The organism is Amycolatopsis jejuensis, from assembly GCF_000717335.1.
Classification (GTDB): domain Bacteria; phylum Actinomycetota; class Actinomycetes; order Mycobacteriales; family Pseudonocardiaceae; genus Amycolatopsis; species Amycolatopsis jejuensis.
Map to the genome: position 1 here is coordinate 139,440 of NZ_JNYZ01000002.1, position 23,703 is coordinate 163,142.

The following is a 23,703-nucleotide window of genomic DNA, read 5'->3' on the forward strand; positions in this document are numbered from 1 at the left end:
GCGTTGCTGATGGAGCAACGACTCGGCCCGATGCCCGGCGTGCGCTTCTACCGTCCTCGGCATGTGCGCAGGACGAGAAGTGGCGATGCAGCGCCGGGTGCTCGGCGAGATAGCGGGTCTCCGACAGGCCGGGCGGCTGAAGCCCGAGGTGCCGCTCGGGGGTGCGCAAGGCCCGCGCGTCCGCATTGACGGAGCCCGCGAGGTCGTCAACCTCTGCAGCAACGACTACCTGTCGCTCGCGAACGATCCGGTCGTGGTCGACGCGGCGATAGAAGCGTTGCGGCACCACGGTTTCGGGATGGCATCGGTCCGCTTCATCTCCGGTACCCACGAGCTGCACCGGCAGCTCGAACAGGCCATCGCCGAGTTCGTCGGCACCGAGGCCGCAATCGTCCTGTCGTCCTGCTTCGACGCCAATTCCGGGCTCTTCGACGCGCTCCTCGGACCGGGTGACCTCGTCCTCTCCGACGAGCTCAACCACGCCAGCATCATCGAAGGCGTCCGGCTCTGCCGTGCCGAGCGCGTTCGCTACCCGCATGCGGACGTCGACGCGGTCGAAAAAGCGTTGCAGCAGCGGCCGAAGGGCTCGCTCGCCGCAGTGGTCACCGACGGCGTCTTCTCGATGGACGGCTCCGTCGCGCCGCTGCGCGAGCTGGCGAAGGTGACCGAGGCGTACGACGCCATCCTGGTCGTCGACGATTCGCACGGCATCGGCGTCCTCGGCGCGACCGGCCGGGGGAGTGCGGAACATCTGGACCTTGCCACGCCGCCCGACGTCACGACCGGCACCTTCGGCAAAGCCCTCGGCGGCGCCAGCGGCGGGTTCGTGGCTGCCAGCGAGGCGGTGGTCGAGCTGCTGCGGCAACGGTCCCGGCCGTACCTGTTCTCGAACGCCGTACCGCCGCACGTCGCCGCGGGTTCCCTCGCCGCGCTTGACCTTCTCCGGCGCAACGCCCGGCTGGTCAAAAGGCTCCAGGGCAATGCGGCCTACCTGCGGGCCAGGCTGGTCGAGCGGGGGTTCGAGATCCTGCCCGGCAGGCATCCGATCGTGCCGGTGATGACTCGCGACGTCGGCCGGACGCAGGCCTGGGCCGAGACCTTGCGTGCGCACGGCGTGCTGGCGACCGGAATCTGGTATCCCGTCGTGCCGGAGGGCACCGAGCGGATCAGGCTCCAGGCTGCGGCCGGACACTCCACAGTGGACCTGGGCCTGGCCGTCGACGCGCTGACCTCGGCCCGGGAGGCGCGCCGGTGAGCGTCGGATCCCTTGTCGCAGCGAGGATTGCCGCGCATGCCGACCAGGTGATCGGCCTGGCGCGGCAGATCCACGCGCATCCCGAACTCGGTTTCGAGGAGAAAAACGCCTCGCGCTGGACGGCGGCAACGCTGTCGAAACTGGGTCTCGAAACCTCGACCAATGCGTGGGGAATTCCCACTGCCATTGCCGGATCTGCCGGTCCGGGACCATTGCACGTGGCAATACTGGCGGAATACGACGCCCTCCCGCGAATCGGCCACGCCTGCGGGCACAATCTCATCGCGGCAAGTGCGGTAGCCGTCGCGAACGGACTGCTGCCCTATGTCACGGAGCTGGGCATCCGGCTGTCGGTGATCGGTACTCCGGCCGAGGAAAGCGGTGGCGGAAAACAGCTTCTCCTCGACCGGGGAGCGTTTGCCGGAATCCATTTCGCGGCCATGACCCATCCCGGCCCCCGCGACGTCGCCCGGCCGACCGTAATCGCCCTGGCCGGGCTCGACATCACGTACCGCGGACGCGCTGCCCACGCCGCCGCATTTCCCCACCACGGCGTCAACGCTGCCGACGCGGCCACCATTGCGCAGGTTTCCCTCGGCCTCCTCCGCCAGCAACTCGAACCGGCCGACCGGCTGCACGGCATCGTCACCGGTGGCGGCACTGCACCGAACATCATCCCTGATCGGACGTCCTTGCGATACATGGCACGGGCACTCACGCGAGAGCGGCTGGACCAGGTGATGGAGCGGGTCCGGGCTTGCTTCGAGGCGGGCGCACTGGCATCGGGTGCCGATCTCGAACTGACCGAATACCTGCCGCGCTACTCGAACATGATCCACCGTGAAGACATTCTCCAGCTTTACCGGAAACGCGCCACAGAACTGGGTCGCACTTTCGAAGAAGGTGTCACGATCTCGACCGACATGGGCAACGTCTCCCAGCACGTTCCCTCGATCCATCCCATGATCGGCCTGAATTGCGCTGCCGGGAATCACGAACCGGAGTTCGCCACGGCGTGCGTCGGATCCGCCGCGGACACCGCACTGATCGACGGCGCCACCGCACTCGCCCGGACCATTGTGGACGTCGCCACCGACGAAAACCTGCGCACGGCCTTGCAGATGGAGCAATCTGCGACGGCGTCACCCCGGTGAGCCCATAGCGTCGAGTGAAGAACATCCCCGCGCCCCAAGGAGCAATCGGATGAAAATCGGTGTGATGATCCAGGGTTTCGTCCGCCCGGACTCGACTCCGCAGCAGCGGGTCGCCGAGGTCGTCGCGGAAGCCGTGGCGACCGAGGAAGCCGGGCTGGCCTCGTTCGGGGTCTCGGAACAGCATTTCAAGTTCCCGACCAACTCGACCGGCCCGATCGACGCGATCATGGCCGCGATCGCGCAGGCGACCTCGCGAATCGAGCTGGTCCCCAGCGCGGTGATCCTCCCGCTGCACCACCCGATCAACGTCGCCGAGCGGTGGGCGGCGGTCGACATCATCAGCGGCGGCCGGTTGCGGTTCGGGGTTGGCAAAGGAAATGCGCCGCTGACCTTCGACGCGTACGGCATCGACGCCAATGAGGCACACGACCGCTCGATCGAGGCACTCGAGCTCATCATCCGGGCGTGGACCCAGGAGAAGTTCGACTTCGACGGCAAGTTCTGGCAGCTGCCGGAAGTCGGCCTGTGCCCGCGGCCGCTGCAGACCCCGCATCCGCGGCTGGGCTGGACCGGCGTCACCGACCAGAGCGCGCAGACCGCGGGCAGCCTCCAGCTCCCGTACATGACGGGTGCGGCGGCGAACACCTGGGAGGAGGTCGAGAACGTGATCGAGAAGTACCACACCGCGTTCAAATCCGGCACCCCGATTCCCGGCGCGGTCGGCGAGGAACGGGTGAGTGTGCTGGTCAACGGCCACATCGGCGCCGATTTCGACAGCGTGGCCGAGCAGGTCGCCTACGGCGTCGTGCCCTACATCAACCGTGTCGTGACCCACCGGCGCGAGCTGCTGGCCCGCGCGGGACGGCCGGACCCGACGTTCGGCGAGCAGTTCCTCGACAACTTCGCCGCGACCGCCGAGCTGACCCCGTGCGTGTTCGGTTCGCCGGACGACTGCCTGCCGGTGCTCAAGCGGTTCGAGCAGCTCGGCGTCGACGAGGTCGACGTGATCTTCGACTACGCCGAGCACGACGAGATCGTCCGGAGCATCGGCATGCTCGGCGAGCTGGCTCGCGAAGTGGCCGCCCGATGACCGACCCGGCCGCGCTTCCGGTGCGCGAACTGCTGGACCGGATGAAAGCGGGGGTGCTGTCCCCAGTCGAGGTGACGCAGGATGCGCTGAAGCGGGCGGAGGCGATCAACGACACCCTCGCTGCTTTCGTGACTCTCGATCCCGAAGGCGCCCTCGAAGCGGCGAGGGAGTCGGAGCGCCGGTACCGGAGCGGCCAGCCACGGCCGCTCGACGGCGTGCCGTTCCCGGTCAAGGACACCGAAGACACCAAAGGCCTCCGCACGACCTACGGAAGCCGCCTGTACGCGGATCACGTTCCCGCGCAAGACAATGTGACTGTCACGGCGTTGCGGGACGCCGGTGCGATCATCATCGGCAAGACCACTACGTCACCGTTCGCGCACCGGCTCGACACGTCTGGTGTCGGCCCGGCGGCTCGCCATCCGGACGACCCGGTCCGCAGTTCGGGCGGGTCCAGCGGCGGGGCCGCGACGGCCGTCGCGGCTGGGGTCTGCCGCGTCGCGCACGGCAGCGATGGCGCCGGATCGGTGCGGTTGCCTGCTGCGCTATGCGGCATCGTCGGGTTCAAGCCGACGTACGGCCGCATCCCGCGGTGGCCGTCGAGTGACGCCTGGGCCGCGCGGAGTCACCACGGCGTGCTCGGCCGGACCGTCGACGACGTCGCGCTCGCCATGACCGGACTCGCCCGGCTCGACTACCGCGACCCGCTGACCTGCTGGGACCAGCCCGAGTGGGCCGCAGTGCAGCCGACGGACCGGCCGGACCGGCTGTCGGTCGCCTTCGCTCTTCCCGACGGCGAGGTGGACGCCGAGGTGGCTGAAGCGATCCGCGCTGCCGTCGACCAGCTCAGAGCGGCCGGGCTCCGCGTCGACGAAATCGACCTCGGACTGGGTTCGCAAGCGGAGCTCTTCGACCGGATCTGCACCGCGAACCTGGCCTGGGACCTGCGCGGCGTCGACCGGCACGACGAGCGCGTGGAGAACTCGCTGGTCTCGATGATCCAGTACGGCGAGCACCTCGACCTCACCGAATACCTGCAGGCACGCGAACAACGCGGACGGCTCAACCACCAGGTCGTCTCGGCACTCGACGGCTACGACTTCCTGCTCACCGGCACCGTGCCGTTCGAAAGCTGGCCGGTGGCGGAACGACCGGCGGTCAACGGCCGGGTGCTGCCGAACTCGGTCAGCGAACGGCTCGATCAGCTGCTGATCTTCAACCTGCTCGGCTGGCCCGCGGTGAGCGTGCCGTGCGGGCGCACCGCGCGGCCGTCGGGATGGGCCGGACTGCAGGTCGTCGCCCGGCGCGGAGCTGACATCGGCTGCCTGCAGCTGGCATCATGGGTCGAGCGCACGCTGGCGGTGCCCCGCGATCCGGGCGGTGACCTCGTCGGCGCTGAGCAGCACGAGACGAGCTGAGGACACATGACCGCCGGTTCCGCTCCGGGCCAGGAAGACGACCAGTCCGGGCGGCAGGGAGCACCCCGCGGTGGAGGCACCGCCTCCACGCTGCGGCGGGGGATCGCCGTGCTCGAAGCGCTGACCCGGCGCACCGTCGACCTCAGCCGCGGGCTCGGGTCCACCGAGGTGGCGAAGATCGTCGGCTGCGACAAGAGCCAGGCGTCCCGCACGCTGTGGGCGCTGGTCGAGCTGGGGCTCGTCGAGCGGGCGCCGGAGGGGCGCGGATTCCGGCCCACCTGGGCGCTGTACGGGCTTGGGGTCCGGGCCGCGGACATCCAGCTGGTCCGGCTCAGCAGCCCGGTTTTGTCGCGGCTGTCTGCGAAGCTCGAATGCGCCGCGTTCCTCACCGTCCGCGACGGCACCCGGGTGCTGGCCATCTGGGGCGAAGGCCTGGACGCGAAGAAGTTCGCCGAGGCGGGCACGCGGTGGACGGTGTACGCGTCGGCGGCCGGTCAGGCGCTCCTGGTGGACTATTCGAAAGCCGAGCTAGCCTCGCTCCTGCACGACGTCACCCTGGAGCGGTTCACCGCGCACACGCCACAAACGCTCGACGACGTGTGGCGCCGGATCGGCGAGTGCCGCCGCCTCGGGTACGCCGTCTCCGACCGCGAGTGGGACGACCACCTCACGGCGGTGGCGGTTCCGGTGCGCGGCTCCTTCGGGGACGTCATCGCGGCCATTGCGGTGGCCGGGTCCTCGGAGCAGCTGGGACCCAAGGTCCAGCTGGCCGCGGCGTTGTGCGAGCAGGCGTGCGACTACCTGTCCGGTCAGATCCGCCGGGCGTCCGGGCACCAGCCTGCCCGCCCGGACGAACCGCACCTGCCGAGGTGGCTGAGCCGTCTTCCCTGACGGCCCGGGGGCAGGTTGCCGATAGAGCAACGACTGGGAAAGCGGCCGCCGCCGCTGACCTACAGTCGTCGCACACCGGCCATTCCCCTTTTTCTCCGGCGGCCCGGGAATCCGCCGGTTCGCGTTTTCCCCGGGGGGAAACTGCAATGATCCACTTTCCGGCGACTGTCTGGAGTGTCCATGTCGAAAGTCGAACCCCGGCACAAAGCGTTGATCGGAAGTTTCGTCGGGACTTCCCTGGAATGGTATGACTTCTTTCTTTACGGGTCCGCGGCCGCGCTGATCTTCCCGCACATCTTCTTCAAGACCGGCGATCCGGTGGTCGCGACTTTGCTGTCGTTGTCCACCTTCGGGATCGCTTATGTGGTCCGGCCGCTCGGTGCCGTCATTTTCGGCACGATCGGGGACCGGGTCGGCAGGCGGCAGGCCCTCATGATCACGCTCGTGATGATGGGCGCCGGGACCGCCGCGGTCGGGCTGGTGCCGAGTTATTCGACGATCGGCGTCGCCGCACCGATTCTTCTCGTGCTCGTCCGGTTGGTGCAGGGGCTTTCCGCCGGGGGTGAATGGGGCGGCGCGGTGCTGCTGTCCATCGAGCACGCCGAACCGAACCGCCGTGGTTTCTACGGTGCGGTGGTGCAGATGGCGTCACCGGTCGGCCTGCTGCTGTCGAGCGGCGCGCTGCTGCTGGTGAACCAGCTGCCGTCGGACGTGTTCCTCAGCTGGGGCTGGCGGATTCCGTTCCTGGCCGGGGGAATCCTCGCGATCATCGGCATCGTGATCCGCATGAAGGCCGAGGAGAGCCCGGAATTCCTGCAGGTACAGGAGAAGAACGCCACGTCGCGGGCGCCGGTGCTGGCCACGATCCGCAAGAACCCCGGCCAGATCATTGCCGTGGCCGGTGGCTACGTCGGGCTGGGCACGGTCTTCTACGTCGCCATCGTCTTCGCGCCCGGCGTGCAGAGTTCGGCGTTCGGCCTCACTCGCGGCGACATCCTCGTGATGAGCACGTTGTTCGCCGCGATGCTGCTGATGGTGGAACCGGTGATGGGGCTGCTGGTGGACCGGGTCGGCGCGCGGAAGGTGTTCATGGGCGGGCTGATCGGCATGCTGGTGCTGATCTACCCGTGGCTCGTGCTGCTCGGTACCGGGAAATTCGGCCTTTCGCTGCTGGGATTCCTGGTGATCGCCATTCCGATGGGGGCGAACAGTGCGGCGATGGCCTTGTTCTTCGCCGAGGCGTTCCCGGCCAATGTCCGCTACAGCGGGGTCTCGCTCGGGTACCAGTTCGGCACCGTGATCGGCGGATCGCTGCCGCCGATCATCGCGGTCGCGATTTTCGCGGAAAGCAAGTCCCTTTATCTTGTCGGGCTTTACCTGGCCGTCGCGGTGGTCGTTTCGGTCATTGCGTGTGCGCTCACGAAAAAGCACACGGCACCCGAAATGCAGGCCGAACCGATCGGGGAATGGCAACCCGGCGGCGTGGTCTCGTGAAGCAGAAAGGAAACGGCATGGCACTGAAGGTCGTCACCACGGCAGACGCCCCGGCCTGGGAAGGCTATCCCTATCCCCAGGCAGTGGTCACCGGGCAGCTGGTCTACGTCTCCGGGCAGCTCGGCATCGACGAGTCGAGCGGCGAGCCACTCGACGGGATCGAGGCGCAGACCCGGGCCGTCCTCACGTATCTGTCGGCGATCCTGCAAGCGGCCGGTTCGTCGCTGGACGACATCGTGAAGACGACCTGCTACCTCACCGACCGCGCGCGGGACTACGACGGGTTCAACAAGGTGTACCGGGAGTTCTTCCGGAACGGCTTCCCCGCCCGTGCGACGGTGGAGGTGTCGCAGCTGGCTCCCGGGTACGTCGTCGAGATCGAGGCGGTGGGCCAGCTGCCGGGCTGACGGCCCGCGGTGTCACAGCACCGCGAGCCCGGGCTCGGTGAGCTGGGCCGCGGTGCCGGCCAGCAGTTCCGAACCCTGCTGGCCGTCGAGGACCCGATGGTCGAAGGAGAGCGCGAGCTGCAGGACCGACCGGGGCTCGATCCGTTCCCCGGACGCGTCCTCCACGACCCACGGCTGACGGCGGATCGCACCGACCGCAAGGATCGCGGTCTCGCCGGGGTTGAGGATGGGTGTGCCGGTGTCGACGCCGAAGACGCCGACGTTGGTGATGGTCGTCGTGCCCCCGGACATCGCTTCGGGCGTGGTCTTCCCGGCTCGTGCCGTGGTGGCGAGGTCGTCGATCGCGGTGGCGAGGCCGAGCAGGTCGAGCGTGTGGGCGTCCTTGATGTTCGGCACCACCAGACCGCGCGGAGTGGCGGCGGCGATGCCTAGAGCGATCCCGGCGGGTACGACGATCTCCTGCGCTTCCTCGTCCCAGCGGGCGGTGGCCATCGGGGTCCGGGCCAGCGCGCGAAGGTAGGCGCGGGCGATCAGGGCGAGTGGCGTCAGCTTGACGTCACGGAATTCGCGCCGGCGGGCGATCGTGTCGCGCAGTTCGAGGGTCTTGGTGACGTCGAGCGTGACGAACTCGGTGACATGCGGGGCGGTGAAGGCGGAGGAGACCATCGCCGCGGCGGTGTGCTTGCGCACGCCCTTGATCGGAATCCGGTTCGCCACCGCGTGTTCCGGTGGTCCGTCGGCCGCGGCGACCACGTCCGCGCGCACGATCGTCGCGTCCGGGCCGCTGGGGATGATCGCCGTCAGGTCGACGCCGAGGTCCTTGGCCAGCTTGCGGACCGGTGGCTTGGCCCGGGGCTTGGTCCGCTCGGCACCGTTGCTGCTGGTGACCGGAGCGGACGTGCCTCGGCGGCGCCGTGGCGGGCCGGTCTCCCGGACGCCGTAGCCGACCAGCAGTTTCGGCTCGGATTCAGGTGCTGCGGTCCGGATCGCGATGATCGGCGCACCAACCGCGACGGTCTCACCGGCTGCCGCGAGAAGCTCGACGACTTCTCCGGCGTACGGGGACGGGAGTTCGACGACCGACTTGGCGGTTTCGATGTCGACGATGATCTGGTTGACGGCGACGGTATCGCCGACGGCCACATGCCATCCGACGATGTCGGCCTCGGTGAGACCCTCCCCGACGTCGGGGAGCTGGAAGGTCACTGCGGTCACGAGAGTCTGCTCCTGCGGGCGTCAGTACTTGAGGATTTCGTCGGACGCCTCGAGCAGGCGATCGACGTTCGGCAGCCAGTTCTCTTCCAGGCGGCTGGCCGGATAAGGCGTGTCGTAGCCGGTGACCCGCAGAATGGGAGCCTCCAGTTCGTAGAACGCCTGCGCCTGCACCCGCGCCGCGAGTTCACCGCCGAGCCCACCGGACCCGGACGCCTCGTGGCTGATGATCAGGCGGCCGGTGCGGCGGACCGAGGCAACGACGGTCTGGTCGTCGATCGGAGACAGTGAACGAAGGTCGATCACCTCGATCTCCCGGCCTTCCGCGGCAAGGACATCGGCCGCCTGGAGCGCCACCGGGACGAGAGCGCCGTACGTGACGAGGGTGAGCGCGTCGCCGCGGCGGACGATCCGGGCGCGGTCCTGGTCCGGGGGAGCGGCGGACGGGTCCAGGTCGCTCTTGGCCCAGTACGAACGCTTGGGTTCGAGGAAGAGCACCGGATCGTCGCAGCGGATGGCCTGGCCCAGAAGGTCGTAGGCGTCCTGGGAGTTCGACGGGCACAGCACCCGCAACCCCGGGGTGTGGGCGAAGTACGCCTCCGGGGACTCGCTGTGGTGCTCGATGGCGCCGATCCCGCCGCCGACCGGGATCCGGATCACGACGGGCAGGCTCACCCGGCCCTCGGATCGGTGCCGGTACTTGGCGAGCTGCGTGACGATCTGGTTCATCGCGGGGAACACGAAACCGTCGAACTGGATCTCGCACACCGGCCGGTACCCGGCCATGGCCAGGCCGATCGCGCTGCCCACGATCCCGGCCTCGCCGAGCGGCGCGGTGACGACGCGCTCGTCGCCGAAGTCCTGCCGGAGGCCGTCGGTGACCCGGAAGACCCCGCCGAGGCTGCCGATGTCCTCGCCGATCAGCAGGACCTTGTCGTCGGCTTCCATTGCCGTGCGCAGACCGGCGTTGAGGGCGTGTGCCATTGCGGTGCTCACGAAAGGCCCCCTTCCGCGCCGGCCACGAAGGCACGGTGCTCGTTCATCTGGCGAGCGAGGTCGCGGGGGAGGTCCCGGAGGGTGTACCGGAACGGGTCGCCTGGTTCCGGGACCGGGAGCGCCCGGCAGCCGGACCGCAGCCGCTCCGCGAGTTCGTCCTCTTCTCGGGCGAGGTCCGAGAAGAACGCGCGGTCGAGCGGTTGCGGGGAATTTTCGTTGCACAGCAAGGCCCGGAGCCGTTCGATCGGGTCCTTGGCCGCCCATTCGCGGTTGTCCTGCTCGGCGCGGTAGCGACCGTCGTCGTCGGACGTCGTGTGCGGGTTCCGCCGGTACGTGACGGCCTCGATCAGCGTCGGCCCGCCCCCGGAACGAGCAGTCGCCAGCGCTTCGCGGGTCACGGCGTGGCACGCGATGACGTCGTTGCCGTCGACCCGCACGCCGGGCATGCCGAAGCCGCGCGCCCGCTCGGCGGCCGGGACCCGGCTCTGCACGGAGAAGGGGGCCGAGATGGCCCACTGGTTGTTCTGGCAGAAGAACACCACGGGCAGGTGCTGCGCCGCTGCCCAGACGAAGGCCTCGTTCGTCTCGCCTTCGCTCAGCGCGCCGTCACCGAGGAACACCAGGACGGCACGGTCCCGATCCGGGTCTCCGGTACCGACGGCGCGGTCCCGCACGATGCCCATGGCGTAGCCCACGCCGTGCAGGGTCTGGGCGCCGATGACGAGGGTGTACAGGTTGAAGTTGCGTTCCCGGGGGTCCCAGCCACCCATCGTCGTCCCGCGGAACAGCCCCAGCAGCTGGACCGGATCGACGCCGGAACACCATGCCACGGCGTGTTCCCGGTAGGTCGGGAACACGACATCCTGCGGGCGCACGGCCGAACCCGCGCCGACCTGCGCGGCCTCCTGCCCGAGCAGGGAGGGCCACAGCCCCAGTTCGCCCTGCCGCTGAAGGGCGATCGCCTCGGTGTCGATGCGGCGGGCCAGCACCATGTCGCGGTAGGCCGCGCGCAGGTCCAGCGCGTCGTCGCCGGTGGGCACCCGGTCGTCCGGCCGCAACGTCCCGGTCTGGTCGAGAACCGACCAAAGGGTGGCGAAAGACGTCTCGGCGATCATGCTCCTCCTCGGCTCAGCGGTGCCTGGAGCATTCCCAAACGGGGCGGAGCAGGCAATCGGAAAGCGCGAGAAACGCGTGAAAAGCGCACTCAATGCTCGGACGCGCTATAGTTGACGTTAGAATCACGCGTACTGCAGGAGATTCGACCAAGGAGTGCGACATGGTGGACGACATCGACCGGGAGATCCTCGCGGTGCTGCGCACGAACGCGCGCATGCCGGTCAGCGAGATCGCAAGGCGGGTCGGACTGTCTGCCACGCCCGTCGCGAGGCGCATCGAACGGCTCGAGAACGAGGGGGTCATCGAGGGGTACGTGGCGATCATCAAAGACTCGGACACCGGCGAGCTCGACGCGTTCACGGAGATCCGGCTGTCGGGCGGAACGGACACGCGCGAGCTGGAAGAGATCGCGCGGAGGGTGCCGGAGGTCCGGCAGTACTTCACGATCGCGGGCGACCCCGACGGGCTCGTGCGGTTCCGCGTCCGGAACGTCGACCACCTGCAGAAGGTGGTCAACGCCATCCGGGGCACCGGAATCGTGGCGGGGACGAAAACCTTGATCGTGATGGCGGCGTGGGACCGGGCCCAGGTCATCGAGGCCTGACCGCGGTCGAGCACGCTCCGGCCTGTTCGGCGGGTTACGGTTCTCGCCCGGGAAATCACGGCGGCCGACCGGGCCGTGCGCCCCGTGGTCGACGAGGCGCACGGCATGGCCGAAGGCGGCGGCACGCAACGCCTGGATGCGTCCCCGCCGGACATGTCGGCGCTAGCGCACCAGTTCCCAGAGCGAGGCCCACTGGGTGGCGGTGAGCTCGCGGGGAAGCGCCCGGGGCGAAAGGCGTTCGCGGGCAAGCCAGGCGTGTGCCGAGCGTGAGGTGAGGCGGCCGGTACGGGGCAGGATTCCGCCGAGACCTCGGCCGCGGCCGGTGAACACGGCCCGCACGAACCCCTGGTACGCGGATCGTTCGGTGACCAGGGGTTCGGTGCGCCGGGTGATCACGAGGATCCCTCCGTCGACGGCGGGTTTCGGCCGGAACGCCTGCGCGGGTACGCGGGCGGGCACGGTGAAGTCGAACCACGGCCACCAGGCCGCGGTCATCTGCGACGCTCCGCCGATGCCTGCCCGCCGCCGGGCGACTTCCCATTGCACCAGGAGCACGGCGAGTTCCCAGTGCGGCTGCCGGAACAGCCTGCGGAGCGCCGCGGTGGTGAGGTGGAACGGCAGGTTGCCGACCACCGTGTGCGGGACCGCGGGCAGCCGGTGGGTGAGCAGGTCACCGTGCACGACGGAGACATTGCGGGCTGTCCGCTGTGCCAGCCGCTGTACGCGGCGCGGGTCGAGTTCGACGGCGGTGATCGGACGGCCGGACCGGCTCAGCGGGACGGTGAGCGCCCCGTCGCCCGCGGCGAGTTCCACGAGGGGACCCTTCGTGCGGGCAGCGGCGGCACAGATGGTGGCGATGGCGGCCGGATCGGTCAGGAAGTTCTGACCGAGCTCGTGGCGGCCACCGTAGGGGTGGACGGACATGGGTGAAAGCACTCCGCGGCAGGAAGAAATGACCCGGGTACGGCAAAGGCCGCCCGGACGGACCACGAGGAGCGCGACGGAGCGAGAAGCTTCCGGCGCTCAGGCGCGGCGGAAGCGGAAAGTTGCGTAACAAGCACCCATGGGCAGCAGGCTAGCCGGTGGGTGCTCACTCCGTCATCCGGTTTTCAGTGCTTGCGCGTGAAGGTGAAATCGCCGGACAACCTGCTGGTCAGCCGGGTCGCCGACACGACCTTCCCCGCCGCGAGCAGCCGGCCGACCTCGGCCCGGGACAGGCCGCAGCCCTCGGCGATCAGGCGCACCGGCCGGATCGGGATGCGTGCCTTGAAGTGGACTGCGACGTCGATCGCATCCCCTTCTCGACGTGCTGTCCGGTCGACGTCGAGGCGCCACGCCCCGGTCCAATCGAGGGCGACGTGGTTTCGGCGTTGTACCACCGGGTCCTGGAGAAGTTCGGAAAAGAGGCCGAGGTCGTTGTCCTGCAACCGATCCAGCAGGTCCGGGCGCACGGAACGCACGTTCACCCGCTCCAGGATCGTGAGCTTGGCCGTGTCCCCGCATCCGGTGCAGAGCACGAGAAGCCAGGCGTCGAGGAGCTTGTGGTGGGCGTTGACGCGAAATTTGCCGCTCGCGCGGTACCGCTCGGTACCGCAGGCGGGGCAGCGACGGCGGACGAGGGGCAGGCAGGTGGGCACGACAGCCCAGTTTTCGAGCACAGAAGGATCCCTGTTCCGGTGAGAAAATCCGCAGCACGAAGAAGCGCGGCAAAACGCGCTACCAGATCAGCGTCGGGAAGTTCACCGGATGGACAACGGCACCGCCTTGGCCGGACGACAGGGTTCGTCCGCACGGTAACGAGGTACCGCCCCGCGGTGCCACCGGTTTTAGCGGCGGCTCGCCTTCAGGAATTCGCGGTTCAGGTTCGCGATGCTCGCCAGCGGAATGCCCTTCGGGCACGACGCCACGCATTCGCCGGTATTGGTGCAGCCGCCGAAGTTCTCGGCGTCCATCGTCTCCACCATGTCCAGCACGCGTTGCGCGCGTTCGGGCTGCCCCTGCGGCAGGGCGTTGAGGTGCGCCACCTTCGCCGACGTGAACAGCATCGCCGACCCGTTCGGGCAAGCGGCCACGCAGGCGCCGCAGCCGATGCAGGTCGCGTTGTCGAAGGCGAGGTCGGCGGCCGGTTTCGGGACCGGCGTCGCGTGCGCGTCCGGCGCGCTGCCGGTCGGGGCGGTGACGTAACCGCCCGCCTCGATGATCCGGTCGAACGCCGACCGGTCCACCACCAGGTCCTTGATCACCGGGAAACCCTTGGCGCGCCACGGTTCCACGTCGAGCACGTCGCCGTCGCGGAACGAGCGCAGGTGCAGCTGGCAGGTGGTGGTCTGCTCGGGGCCGTGTGAGCGGCCGTTGATCACCACGCCACACGAGCCGCAGATGCCCTCGCGGCAGTCGTGGTCGAACGCGATCGGCTCGGCGCCGTCCTCGATGAGGTGCTGGTTGAGGACGTCGAGCAGTTCGAGGAACGACATGTCCGGGCTCGCGTCGTCGACCGGGTACTCGACGAGCCTGCCGCCGTCGTCCGGACCGGCCTGCCGCCAGACGCGCAGGGTGAGTTTCACGTGTAGCTCCGCTGGGTGGGGTGGACGTGCTCGAAGTTCAGGAGTTCGTGGTGCAGCACGGGTTTCCCGCCGCCGTACTCCCAAGCGGCGACGTGCGTGAAGTGCTCGTCGTCGCGCTGGGCTTCGCCGTCGGCGGTCTGGTGTTCCTCGCGGAAGTGCCCGCCGCACGATTCCTCGCGGACCAGCGCGTCGAGCAGCAGCAATTCGGCGAGTTCGAGGAAATCGGCGACCCGGCCGGCCTTCTCGAGCTCCTGGTTGAGGTCGGCGCCGGTGCCGGGAACGCGGACGTCACGCCAGAATTCCGCCCGCAGCTCGGGTACCCGTTCGAGGGCTTTCCGCAGCCCCTCCGCGGTCCGGGACATGCCACAGTGATCCCACATGAGGTGCCCCAGCTCGCGGTGGAACGAGTCCACACTGCGGCTGCCCTGCACCGACAGGAGCCGCGAAAGCCGTTCCTGCACGGCGGTTTCCGCGGCGGTCACCGCATCTTGGTCGATCGGATCGAATCCGCCACGCGCGATGTAGTCGTTGAGCGTCGGCGGCAGCACGAAATACCCGTCCGCCAGGCCTTGCATCAGCGCGGACGCGCCGAGCCGGTTCGCGCCGTGGTCGGAGAAGTTGGCCTCGCCGATCACGAACAGGCCGGGCACGGTGCTCTGCAGGTCGTAGTCGACCCACAAGCCACCCATCGTGTAGTGGATGGCGGGATAGATCCGCATCGGGACCTCGTACGGGTTCTCCGCCGTGATCCGCCCGTACATCTCGAACAGGTTGCCGTACTTGGCTTCCACCGCCGGACGGCCCAGCCGCGCGATGGCGTCGGCGAAGTCCAGGTACACCCCCAGCCCACCCGGACCCACGCCGAACCCGGCGTCGCACACGTTCTTCGCCGCCCGCGACGCGATGTCCCGCGGCACGAGGTTGCCGAAGCTCGGGTACATCCGCTCGAGGTAGTAGTCCCGTCCGGCCTCCGGGATTTCCTGTGGCGGACGGGGATCGCGCGGCTGTTTCGGGACCCAGATCCGGCCGTCGTTGCGCAGCGATTCACTCATCAGCGTGAGTTTCGACTGGTGCTCGCCGGAGCGCGGGATGCACGTCGGGTGGATCTGCGTGAAGCACGGGTTTGCGAAGTACGCGCCCCGCTTGTGCGCCCGCCAGATCGCCGTCGCATTGGAGCCTTTGGCGTTGGTGGACAGGTAGAAGACGTTGCCGTACCCGCCGGTCGCGAGCACGACGGCGTCGGCGAGATGCGTGGTGACCTCGCCGGTGACCAGGTCACGCGCGACGATCCCGCGGGCCCGGCCGCCGGACACGATCAGGTCCAGCATTTCCGCGCGCGCATGCATTTCCACGCCACCGGCGTCGATCTGCCGGGCGAGCGCCTGGTACGCGCCGAGCAGCAGCTGCTGCCCGGTCTGGCCGCGGGCGTAGAACGTGCGCTGCACCTGCACGCCGCCGAAAGACCGCGTGTCGAGCAACCCGCCGTACTCACGCGCGAACGGCACGCCCTGCGCCACCGCCTGGTCGATGATCTGCGTGGACACCTGCGCGAGCCGGTACACATTGGACTCGCGCGATCGGAAGTCGCCGCCCTTCACCGTGTCGTAGAAGAGCCGGTACACCGAATCGCCGTCGTTGCGATAGTTCTTCGCCGCGTTGATCCCGCCCTGCGCGGCGACCGAATGCGCCCGCCGCGGCGAGTCCTGGAAGCAGAACTGGACGACGTGGTAACCCTGCTCGGCGAGCGTCGCCCCGGCCGACGCGCCCGCGAGCCCGGTGCCCACCACGATGATCCGGTGCCGCCGCCGGTTGGCCGGGTTGACCAGTTTCGCGCTGAAGCGGCGGCTGTCCCAGCGGTCCTGGATCGGGCCGTCCGGTGCTTTGCCGTCGGCAATCGGGTCGCCGATCGTGTACTCGCTCATCTCAGGCCACCCATCCCGCCATCACGGCGATCGGCACGATCAGGAAACCGCCGGTGATCACGACGGCGAGCACGGATCCCACGGCCTTCAGGGCCCGGTCACGCGTTTTGCTCGTGATGCCGAGGGTCTGCGCTGCGCTCCAGAAGCCGTGGTTGATGTGCAGCCCGAGCATGAGCAGCGCGACGACGTAGATGACGTTGACCCACCAGACCTGGAAGTCGGCCACCACGTTGTGGTACGGCTGCCCCGCGCGGAAATCCTGGTTGGCCACACCGACGGTGAGATCGAGGATGTGCCACACGATGTACAGCGCGAGCGTGGCACCGCCCCAGCGCATGGTGTGCGTGGCGAAGCTGGCTCGCGGACGCTGACCGTGCGCATACTTCACCGGCCGCGCCCGGCGGTCGCGTTTGGACAGTTGCACCGCCGCGGTGACGTGCAGCACCAGCGCCACCACCAGCACGGCGCGCTGCACCCACAGGAACCAGGTTTCCTGCAGCACCGGTTCGCCGATGGTGCGCAGCCAGCCCGCGTAGTGGTCGAAATCCTCCGGGCCGAAGAAGATCTTGAGGTTGCCTGCCATGTGCACGAACAGGAACGCGACGAAAAGCAGGCCGGTGACCGCCATCACGACCTTCTTGCCGATGGTCGAACGCCAGAAGACCAGCAGTGCCGGGCGGCGGCGGGCCGGAGCGGGTGCAGTTGCCACGGTTCGACGGTAGGTCGCGGCTGACGAGAGGGCAAACACATGCTTTCTCTCATGACAATTGCATTAGCCTATGATCGGGTCATGCAGTTCCAGCAGCTGGCGTACTTCGTGGCGGTCGCCGAGACGCGGCATTTCACCCGTGCCGCGGAGCAGATGCGGGTGGCGCAACCGTCGCTGTCACAGCAAATCCGGGCGCTCGAACGGGACGTCGGCGCGGGGCTGTTCCACCGGATCCGCGGCAATGTCACGCTCACCGAGGCGGGGGAGACGCTGCTGCCGATCGCGCGCCGGATCCTCGCCGAGACGGAAAACGCGTACCGGGCGATCCGCGAGCTGGACGAGCTGGGCCGTGGCCGGGTGCGGCTCGGCGCGACCCCGAGCCTGTGCACCGGTTTGCTGCCTGCGATGCTGGCCGCGTTCCGCCGCGACTACCCGGGGATCGAGCTGGTCCTGCACGAAAGCGGGTCGCGGGATCTGCAGACCGAGCTGTCGGAAGGCGGGCTCGACCTGGCGATGATCGTGGACAGCCGGGTGCACGACGATTCCCGGCTGGAGAGCCGCGCGCTGTTCGTCGAGGACCTGGTGGTGATCTCGCCGAAGGACGCCCCGGCGCCGGTCCGCGGCCGGATGCCGATCCAGGCGCTGCGGGACCGGCCGCTGGTGATGTTCCGGCAGGGCTACGACCTGCGCGAGGCGACCGTGAACGCTTGCCGCGCCGAGGGTTTCGACCCGCTGTTCGCCATCGAAGGCGGCGAGATGGACGCGGTGCTGGAGCTCGTACAGGCCGGGCTGGGTCTCGCGGTGGTGCCGAGCACGGTGGTAGGTGACCGGTTCCGCCGCACGCAGTTCACCCCGCCGGGTCTGAGCCGCGTGGTGCGGCTGGCGTACCGGCGCGATGTCGAACAGCCACGCGCGGTCCGGGCGCTGCAGGAGGCGGTGGTGCGGTTCCTCGGCGGCGGTGTAGCGCAGCTGCCGCCGGGAACGCGGCCACTGGTGACTATGTGATCCCGACCGTCTGCCGTTCGGGTTCGATCACGCCGACCACCCGGTCCAGGTCCCGCGAGTAAGGCTGGCCGATGTACTTCGCGGCCAGCTGATCGATGATTTCCCAGGCGGCGTCACCGTCGAGCCACTCGACGACCCGGCCGCGCACGATCACCGGCTCGAACGGGTTGTCCGCCGGCGCGATCGACACGGCCACCCGCGGGTCCCGGTGCAGGTTACGGGCTTTGCGGCTGCCGGGTCCGGTGAGGAACACGATGCGGTCGCCGTGCGAGCCGATCCACACCGGGACCGCGTGCGGCGAACCGTCCGGGAGCACGGTCGCGAGGTGGGCGATGGAGGTGCCGTCGAGTACGCGGCGGACGTGCGGTTCGAGCATTCGGGTGCCCTTCAGCTCAGGACTTCGTAGTGGAGGTGCGTGACATCGGGCGCCGGAACGGCCTCGACCAGCCGGAGTCCGACGTGGTCGTCGAGTTCGTTGAGGTACCTGCGCCCGCCGCCGAGCAGAATGGGTATCTGGTGGAGGATGAGCTCGTCGACGAGTCCCGCCTTGAGCGCTTCGGTGACCAGCACGCCGCCCATCAGCGCGACGTCCTTGTCCCCCGCCACCGCCCGGGCCGCGGTGACGGCTTCCTCGACGCTGCTGACGTGCGTCTGGGTGCCACTCAGCTCGGGGACCGGCTGGTGGCTGACCACGAAGAGCGGCGCGTACGGATGCGGACCCCCGTCCCGGAAATGGCTGGAGTGCACGTAGGTCGTGTGCCCGGCGACGATCGCCCCGGCCCGCGCTGCGGCGGCGTCGAAGAATCGCACGCTGGCCTCGGAAAGCTTGAACCCGCCGAGCACTTTGCTGTCGGTGTCGCCGGAGAAGTACCAGTCGAACAGCACCCCGGCGTCCCCGAGGCCGCTCCCGACCTCGTCGGCGCCGTCCGGCCGCCGCCCGCTGATGTACCCGTCGACGGAAACGGCGAGGGCGCTGAAGACCTTGCTCATGAGGCTCTTTCCTAGTCGCTCGCAGCGCCGGAGGAAAGAGCTTCCGGAAAGTCGGACACCACTGGCGGGCTCAGATATACCCCAGCACGTCCATCGCCGCCACGACCTTCCGGAACCCGGCGATGTTCGCACCACTCACGTAATCGCCCGGGACCCCGTGCTCGTCGGCGGTTTCGAGGCACGTCGTGTGGATGTCGGTCATGATCTCGCGCAGGGTCCGGTCGGTGCGCTCGAACGTCCACTGGTCGCGGGCCGCGTTCTGGCGCATCTCGAGCGCCGACACCGCCACCCCTCCGGCGTTCGCCGCCTTACCCGGCCCGACGGCGACGCCCGCCTCCCGCAAGACCTGCAGCGACCCCGGCGTACACGGCATGTTCGCGCCCTCCGCAACAGCGCGGACGTTGTTCTTCACCAGCCGCAGCGCGGCCTGCTCGTCGAGTTCGTTCTGCGTGGCGCAGGGAAGCGCGAGGTCGCACGGCACGTCCCACAGCGAGCCGTCGGTGATGTACCTGGCCGACGGGACCCGGTCGACGTACTCGGCGAGCCGTCCGCGGCGCGCGACCTTCAGCTCGTGCAGCACGTCGAGGTCGAGGCCGCGCGGATCGTGTACGTAACCGCCGGAATCCGAGCACGCGACCGGCTTCGCGCCGAGCTCCCGCAGCTTCGCGATCGCGTGGTAGGCGACGTTGCCCGAGCCCGACACCACGGCGGTGCGCCCGGCGAGCGAGTCGTCGCGGGCACCGAGCATGGCTTCGAGGAAGTACACGGTGCCGTACCCGGTCGCCTCCGGCCGCGCCGGAATGCCGCCCAGCAGCGGGTCCTTGCCGGTGAGCGTGCCTGCGTCATACCGGTTCGTGAGCCGTTTGTACTGGCCGAACAGGTACCCGATCTCCCGCCCGCCGACGCCGATGTCCCCGGCCGGGACGTCGGTCTCCGGCCCGATGTGCCGGTACAGCTCGGTCATGAACGACTGGCAGAACCGCATGATCTCGCTGTCGCTGCGACCGGCCGGGTCGAAGTCGGACCCGCCCTTGCCCGCGCCGATGCCGAGGCCGGTGAGCGCGTTCTTGAAGATCTGCTCGAAGGCGAGGAACTTCACCGTGCCGAGCGTGACGTCGCTGCGGAACCGCAGCCCGCCCTTGTACGGTCCGAGCGCGGAGCTGAACCCGACCCGGAACCCCCGGTTGACGTGCACCTTGCCCGCGTCGTCGGTCCAGACCACCCGGAACATCAGCTGCCGCTCGGGTTCGCAGAGCCGTTCCAGCATCGCCGCGTCGCGCAGGCCCGGATCCCGCTGCAGCGCGGGCCGGATCGCCTCCAGCACCTCGAACACGGCCTGGTGGAACTCCGGTTCGGCCGGGTTCTTGGCGACGATGTTCTCGTACACGGCGCGGGAGGTCTGGTCGATACTCACCCGCCGATGATGCCTTCCGGATGTCCGGAATCGCACCCCCAGAACGGGTTTGGGCGGCTTCGGGTGATGAGACTCACGCGTCGAGCACGAGGTCGGAAACCGGAACTGCTTGGCACGTAAGACACTGGTCAGGCGGCAGATCGCCGGTGACGGAGACCAGGTGCGCGACGGTGCCGCCGAGGACCGGGACCGCGCAGCTTTCGCACTGGCCGAGCCGGCAGCCGCTGGGCAGCGCGACCCCGGCCGCCTCGGCGAAACGCAGCAGGTCACCGTCGGAGGCCCGCCAGGTGAGCGAGCGGCCGGACCGGGCGAACCGCACAGTCGCCGTCGCGTCGCGGGAGATCTCCACCGGGGCGGGCGCGGCGTGGAACTTCTCGGTGAAGACGTCGAACCGGGGGACGCCGCGTTCGGCGAGACCGGCGGTGAGCTCGTCGAGCATGGCTTCGGGCCCGCAGAGGTAGAAGCGGGCGCGGCGGCGGATCAGCTCGTCCTCGACGCAGGCCGCGGTGATCCGTCCGGAGTAATCGCAACGGTCACCGGGCGCGGGACGGCTGTAGTGGTCGACGACTCGGACGGACGGGAGCCGCGCGGTCAGTTCGGCGATCCGGTCGCGGAACGCGTGCCGGGAGCCGTCGCGGCTGCCGTGGTGGAGCACGATTTCCGGCGCTGACCCGGGTTCGAGCGTCTCCAGGTAGCCGAGAAACGGCGTGATCCCGATGCCCGCGGCGAACAGCACGATCGGCCGCGTGTGGGCAGCCGGGAGCGCGAACCCACCCGACGGCGGAGTGACCAGCAGCCGGGTACCGGGTTGCAGCCGGTCGTGCACCATCGGGGAGAACTGCCCGCCGTCGAGCCTCCGTACGGCGATGGCGTAGGTGTCTTCCGGCGGTCCGATGAGCGAGTAACTGCGGGTCAGCGCCGGTTCGCTGGGCCACGCGACGGTGATGTGCTGGCCCGGGCGGAACGCTGGTACCGGCCCGCCGTCGATCGGGCGCAGCCGTACCGAACGGATGTCGGCGGTCTCGAACCTGGCGTCTTCAACGGCGAACTCCCGCTGGCCGGACCACGGCGGCGGCTCGTCCGGCCGGACCTCGCAGGACGTGGAGCGCAAGGCGATGGACCCGCTGACCGGATCGTGCTCGTCGTCGCCGACCAGCAGGTTGTAGTTCGTCCCGCCGTCTTCGAGCGCGTCCGACCCCGGGAGCGCGAGGTCGGGCGCGGGTTGCCACCAGCCGTACTCCGCGACCACGACATCCCGGTGCAGGGCCGGATCGATCCTGGCCCGCATGCGGACGTTCGCCCGTGCCGTCGTGATCCGGACCCATTGGCCGTCCTGAATCCCGCGTTCGGCTGCGAGTTCCGCGCTCAGTTCGACGACCGGCTCGGGGAACCGCTTCCGTAGTGAAGAAATCCCGCGGTGCTGACTGTGGCAGAAATATCCGTTCTTCGCGCAGGTCAAGACAAGGGGATGCTGGGGGTCGCGGACCGGGGGAACGGCGACCGGCACCGGCGGTTGCCCGTGGTCGGCGAGTCGTTCGGAGTACAGCTCGACACGCCGGGTGGGTGTCGCGAACCCGGTTGCCTTGCCGTCTTCGGCAAGGCGCGCGTACTTGCGATACTCGGTCTGCAACGGCAGGTCGACGCCACTCGGGTGCTCGCGCAGGTCGGCGGTGGTGAGCCCGAGCGGGGCGAGCTGGTGGTCCCAGCCGTCCTCGATGCGGCCGTCGAAGAATTCGGCGCCGAGCCCGAGCCGCGCAGCCAGGTCGAACACGACCTCGGTGTCGGAACGCGACTCACCGACCGGCTCGACCATCCGCGGCCGCAGCTGGACGCGTTCCTGCGCGGCCTGGCTGATCTCGAAGCCCGCCCGGAACGCCTCGTGTTCCCACGGGGTCTGGACCGGGAGCAGCAGGTCGGCGAACCGGGCGGTCGGATTCTCGAACAGATCGAGGTGCACGGCGAATTCGAGATGGCGCAAGGCTTCCGCGGTACGGCGCGGATCCGGCTGGGACATCAGGAGATTGCTGCCGAACGACACCAGCGCCCGAACCGGATAGGGCGTTCCGTCGAGGACCGCCCGGGAAAAGTTCCGCGCGGTGATCCAGCCTTGGGCAGGCGGTCCGAGCGGGAATTCTTCGAGGCCAAGGGCTTTCGCGCGCTGCTCGGGGGCCAGCTGCCCGGCGACCGGGGCGACCGGGAGTTTCGGCAGAGCCACGTTGCCGCCGGGGGTATCGAAACTGTCGGTGAGCGCGTACAGGGTGGCAATCGCGCGCTCGGTTTGCGTTGCGTTCGCGTGCTGTCCGACGCCCGACCAAGCTGCGTACGTCACCGATTTCGCGGCGGCCAGCTCTGCTGCAAAGGCCTCGATCGCAGCGGCATCGACGGTGGTCACCGCCTCGGTGCGGTCGAGTGGCCAGGCATGGCAGGCGTCGGTGTAGTACTCGAAGGCGGGAAGGCACTCGATCGGCCCATCCGGCGTTGGTACGCGGCGCCTGCCGTGGAGCGCGAACCGCTCCGGCGAGGTGGCTGGGTAGGCGGTGTCGTACGGCTCAGGTCGTCCGGAAGTCTCGTCCCACACCACGAATCCGGTGGCAGCCGGGTCGAGGTCCGCGGCGCGCAGGAAGCGGCCGGTGTCGGTGCGGACGAGCAGCGGAGCGTTGGTCCACGATCGGACGAAGGCCTCGTCGTGGCCGCGGCGGTCGAGCAGCAGCCGGGCGACCCCGAGCGCGAGCGCGCCGTCGGTGCCCGGCCGGACCCGCAGCCAGTGGTCGGCCTGCACCGCGCTCGTGGATCGACGCGGATCGATCACGGCGAGCTTCGCGTCGCTGGCGGCCAGCGCGGCCGACTGCGCGAGCCACGATTTCGCCGGGTTGTGGCCCCAGAGCACGGCGAAATCGGTACCCGCGTAGTCCGGTGCGGGCAGTGCCGAGCCGAACGTGAAGGCGTGCGCGAAATCCTTGTGCCAGTTGCAGATCTCGGTGGCGTAGAGCGTGTTCGGGCTGCCGAAGAGGCGGATGAAGCGCTCGACCCAGTCGATCGAATCGGACATCGGCGTACCGCTAGGCGAGGTCACCGCGAACGCGACGGACTCGGCGCCGCTGGTCGCGCGGATGTCGGAGAGCCGTCCGGCGAACTCGCGCATTGCCTCGTCCCAGCTGATCTCGCGCCAGCGCGGGTCGGAGTCGGACCTGGGCGTGGTGCGCCGAAGCGGCCGCCGCAGCCGGTCGGGGGACGCGACCAGTTCCGGCGCGGCCCGGCCTTTCGGGCACATCGCGGTCCCGGTCGGGTGCGCTGGGTCGGGCCGGACGCCGCGCAGGGCACCGCTCTCGATGGTGTAGACGGCGCCGCACCGCGACCGGCACAGCGTGCAGTAACCCCGGACGTCGGGCATCAGCGACTCCTCGCGGACCGGCGATTGATCACCTGCCCACCCTGCGTGCGCGGGCGGGGTGGCGTCAAGCG

21 protein-coding genes are annotated in these 23,703 nt (G+C 69.2%); 9 read left to right on the top strand and 12 right to left on the bottom strand.

What is annotated here, in order from left to right; all coding sequences use genetic code 11:
- Window positions 1-61: 61 nt before the first annotated feature.
- The 7 genes from OO71_RS02140 to OO71_RS02170 all read left to right on the top strand — a co-directional run bounded on the left by OO71_RS02140 (window position 62) and on the right by OO71_RS02170 (window position 7,709).
- A complete protein-coding gene (locus OO71_RS02140) occupies window positions 62-1,255 on the top strand; it encodes a glycine C-acetyltransferase (protein WP_245633540.1) in 1,194 nt (397 codons plus the stop codon).
- The gene (locus tag OO71_RS02145; protein WP_051790925.1) at window positions 1,252-2,409 is read left to right on the top strand and encodes a M20 family metallopeptidase; all 1,158 of its coding nucleotides are present in this window, start codon (window positions 1,252-1,254) and stop codon (window positions 2,407-2,409) included. Before OO71_RS02140 ends, OO71_RS02145 begins: the two co-directional genes overlap by 4 nt.
- Window positions 2,410-2,458: 49 nt before the next feature.
- Window positions 2,459-3,499, top strand: coding sequence for an LLM class flavin-dependent oxidoreductase (locus tag OO71_RS02150; protein ID WP_033287878.1), 1,041 nt, complete (start codon window positions 2,459-2,461; stop codon window positions 3,497-3,499).
- A complete protein-coding gene (locus OO71_RS02155) occupies window positions 3,496-4,917 on the top strand; it encodes an amidase (RefSeq protein WP_033287879.1) in 1,422 nt (473 codons plus the stop codon). The genes OO71_RS02150 and OO71_RS02155 overlap by 4 nt, the downstream gene beginning before the upstream one ends.
- Before the next feature lie 6 nt (window positions 4,918-4,923).
- Window positions 4,924-5,808 carry an IclR family transcriptional regulator gene (locus OO71_RS02160; protein WP_033287880.1) on the top strand — a complete coding sequence of 295 codons (885 nt, stop codon included), beginning with the start codon at window positions 4,924-4,926 and terminating at the stop codon, window positions 5,806-5,808.
- A gap of 180 nt (window positions 5,809-5,988) precedes the next feature.
- Entirely contained in the window at window positions 5,989-7,302 is a 1,314-nt protein-coding gene (locus OO71_RS02165) for an MFS transporter (RefSeq protein WP_051790926.1), read from the top strand.
- A gap of 17 nt (window positions 7,303-7,319) precedes the next feature.
- Complete coding sequence (locus OO71_RS02170) at window positions 7,320-7,709, top strand: RidA family protein (protein ID WP_033287881.1); 390 nt, start codon at window positions 7,320-7,322, stop codon at window positions 7,707-7,709.
- A gap of 12 nt (window positions 7,710-7,721) precedes the next feature.
- Here the strand turns inward: OO71_RS02170 and OO71_RS02175 are convergent, their stop codons facing one another.
- From OO71_RS02175 to OO71_RS02185, 3 genes are read right to left on the bottom strand one after another with little or no spacing between them, the layout of a single operon-like run.
- Window positions 7,722-8,924: a dihydrolipoamide acetyltransferase family protein gene (locus tag OO71_RS02175; protein ID WP_033287882.1), complete on the bottom strand. Its 1,203-nt coding sequence runs from the start codon at window positions 8,922-8,924 to the stop codon at window positions 7,722-7,724.
- A gap of 21 nt (window positions 8,925-8,945) precedes the next feature.
- Window positions 8,946-9,917 carry an alpha-ketoacid dehydrogenase subunit beta gene (locus OO71_RS02180; protein ID WP_245633541.1) on the bottom strand — a complete coding sequence of 324 codons (972 nt, stop codon included), beginning with the start codon at window positions 9,915-9,917 and terminating at the stop codon, window positions 8,946-8,948.
- Entirely contained in the window at window positions 9,914-11,032 is a 1,119-nt protein-coding gene (locus tag OO71_RS02185) for a thiamine pyrophosphate-dependent enzyme (RefSeq protein WP_033287883.1), read from the bottom strand. Before OO71_RS02185 ends, OO71_RS02180 begins: the two co-directional genes overlap by 4 nt.
- Before the next feature lie 161 nt (window positions 11,033-11,193).
- Between OO71_RS02185 and OO71_RS02190 the strand changes: the two genes are divergently transcribed.
- Window positions 11,194-11,637: an Lrp/AsnC family transcriptional regulator gene (locus tag OO71_RS02190; RefSeq protein ID WP_033287884.1), complete on the top strand. Its 444-nt coding sequence runs from the start codon at window positions 11,194-11,196 to the stop codon at window positions 11,635-11,637.
- A 162-nt stretch (window positions 11,638-11,799) separates the two neighbouring features.
- Here the strand turns inward: OO71_RS02190 and erm are convergent, their stop codons facing one another.
- The 5 genes from erm to OO71_RS02215 all read right to left on the bottom strand — a co-directional run bounded on the left by erm (window position 11,800) and on the right by OO71_RS02215 (window position 16,832).
- Window positions 11,800-12,561, bottom strand: coding sequence for a 23S ribosomal RNA methyltransferase Erm (gene erm / locus OO71_RS02195; RefSeq protein ID WP_033287885.1), 762 nt, complete (start codon window positions 12,559-12,561; stop codon window positions 11,800-11,802).
- 185 nt (window positions 12,562-12,746) lie between these two features.
- Window positions 12,747-13,295 carry a DUF1062 domain-containing protein gene (locus OO71_RS02200; RefSeq protein WP_033287886.1) on the bottom strand — a complete coding sequence of 183 codons (549 nt, stop codon included), beginning with the start codon at window positions 13,293-13,295 and terminating at the stop codon, window positions 12,747-12,749.
- A gap of 168 nt (window positions 13,296-13,463) precedes the next feature.
- Window positions 13,464-14,201, bottom strand: a complete 738-nt coding sequence (locus tag OO71_RS02205) for a succinate dehydrogenase/fumarate reductase iron-sulfur subunit (RefSeq protein ID WP_033287887.1) — start codon at window positions 14,199-14,201, stop codon at window positions 13,464-13,466.
- A complete protein-coding gene (locus tag OO71_RS02210) occupies window positions 14,198-16,123 on the bottom strand; it encodes a fumarate reductase/succinate dehydrogenase flavoprotein subunit (RefSeq protein ID WP_033287888.1) in 1,926 nt (641 codons plus the stop codon). Before OO71_RS02210 ends, OO71_RS02205 begins: the two co-directional genes overlap by 4 nt.
- Before the next feature lies 1 nt (window position 16,124).
- Window positions 16,125-16,832: a succinate dehydrogenase cytochrome b subunit gene (locus OO71_RS02215; protein WP_245633542.1), complete on the bottom strand. Its 708-nt coding sequence runs from the start codon at window positions 16,830-16,832 to the stop codon at window positions 16,125-16,127.
- A gap of 81 nt (window positions 16,833-16,913) precedes the next feature.
- On the opposite strand from OO71_RS02215, the gene OO71_RS02220 reads away from it, so the two are divergent.
- Window positions 16,914-17,837, top strand: coding sequence for a LysR family transcriptional regulator (locus tag OO71_RS02220; RefSeq protein ID WP_033287889.1), 924 nt, complete (start codon window positions 16,914-16,916; stop codon window positions 17,835-17,837).
- Here the strand turns inward: OO71_RS02220 and OO71_RS02225 are convergent.
- The 4 genes from OO71_RS02225 to OO71_RS02240 all read right to left on the bottom strand — a co-directional run bounded on the left by OO71_RS02225 (window position 17,830) and on the right by OO71_RS02240 (window position 23,632).
- On the bottom strand, window positions 17,830-18,213 hold the full coding sequence (locus tag OO71_RS02225) for a PPOX class F420-dependent oxidoreductase (RefSeq protein ID WP_033287890.1): 384 nt from the start codon (window positions 18,211-18,213) through the stop codon (window positions 17,830-17,832). The two genes, OO71_RS02220 and OO71_RS02225, sit on opposite strands and share 8 nt — an antisense overlap.
- An 11-nt stretch (window positions 18,214-18,224) precedes the next feature.
- Window positions 18,225-18,827 carry a dihydrofolate reductase family protein gene (locus OO71_RS02230; protein WP_033287891.1) on the bottom strand — a complete coding sequence of 201 codons (603 nt, stop codon included), beginning with the start codon at window positions 18,825-18,827 and terminating at the stop codon, window positions 18,225-18,227.
- 70 nt (window positions 18,828-18,897) lie between these two features.
- The gene (gdhA, locus tag OO71_RS02235) at window positions 18,898-20,241 is read right to left on the bottom strand and encodes an NADP-specific glutamate dehydrogenase (protein WP_033287892.1); all 1,344 of its coding nucleotides are present in this window, start codon (window positions 20,239-20,241) and stop codon (window positions 18,898-18,900) included.
- Between the two features lie 73 nt (window positions 20,242-20,314).
- A complete protein-coding gene (locus tag OO71_RS02240) occupies window positions 20,315-23,632 on the bottom strand; it encodes a molybdopterin-dependent oxidoreductase (protein WP_033287893.1) in 3,318 nt (1,105 codons plus the stop codon).
- Between the last annotated feature and the right edge of the window lie 71 nt (window positions 23,633-23,703).

Coding starts and splice junctions, on each gene's coding strand:
- OO71_RS02140 (WP_245633540.1), top strand. CDS start 62: ATGTGCGCAGGACGAGAAGTGGCGATGCAGCGCCGGGTGCTCGGCGAG.
- OO71_RS02150 (WP_033287878.1), top strand. CDS start 2,459: ATGAAAATCGGTGTGATGATCCAGGGTTTCGTCCGCCCGGACTCGACT.
- OO71_RS02155 (WP_033287879.1), top strand. CDS start 3,496: ATGACCGACCCGGCCGCGCTTCCGGTGCGCGAACTGCTGGACCGGATG.
- OO71_RS02160 (WP_033287880.1), top strand. CDS start 4,924: ATGACCGCCGGTTCCGCTCCGGGCCAGGAAGACGACCAGTCCGGGCGG.
- OO71_RS02165 (WP_051790926.1), top strand. CDS start 5,989: ATGTCGAAAGTCGAACCCCGGCACAAAGCGTTGATCGGAAGTTTCGTC.
- OO71_RS02170 (WP_033287881.1), top strand. CDS start 7,320: ATGGCACTGAAGGTCGTCACCACGGCAGACGCCCCGGCCTGGGAAGGC.
- OO71_RS02185 (WP_033287883.1), bottom strand. CDS start 11,032: ATGATCGCCGAGACGTCTTTCGCCACCCTTTGGTCGGTTCTCGACCAG.
- OO71_RS02190 (WP_033287884.1), top strand. CDS start 11,194: ATGGTGGACGACATCGACCGGGAGATCCTCGCGGTGCTGCGCACGAAC.
- erm (WP_033287885.1), bottom strand. CDS start 12,561: ATGTCCGTCCACCCCTACGGTGGCCGCCACGAGCTCGGTCAGAACTTC.
- OO71_RS02210 (WP_033287888.1), bottom strand. CDS start 16,123: ATGAGCGAGTACACGATCGGCGACCCGATTGCCGACGGCAAAGCACCG.
- OO71_RS02220 (WP_033287889.1), top strand. CDS start 16,914: ATGCAGTTCCAGCAGCTGGCGTACTTCGTGGCGGTCGCCGAGACGCGG.
- OO71_RS02225 (WP_033287890.1), bottom strand. CDS start 18,213: ATGCTCGAACCGCACGTCCGCCGCGTACTCGACGGCACCTCCATCGCC.
- OO71_RS02230 (WP_033287891.1), bottom strand. CDS start 18,827: ATGAGCAAGGTCTTCAGCGCCCTCGCCGTTTCCGTCGACGGGTACATC.
- OO71_RS02240 (WP_033287893.1), bottom strand. CDS start 23,632: ATGCCCGACGTCCGGGGTTACTGCACGCTGTGCCGGTCGCGGTGCGGC.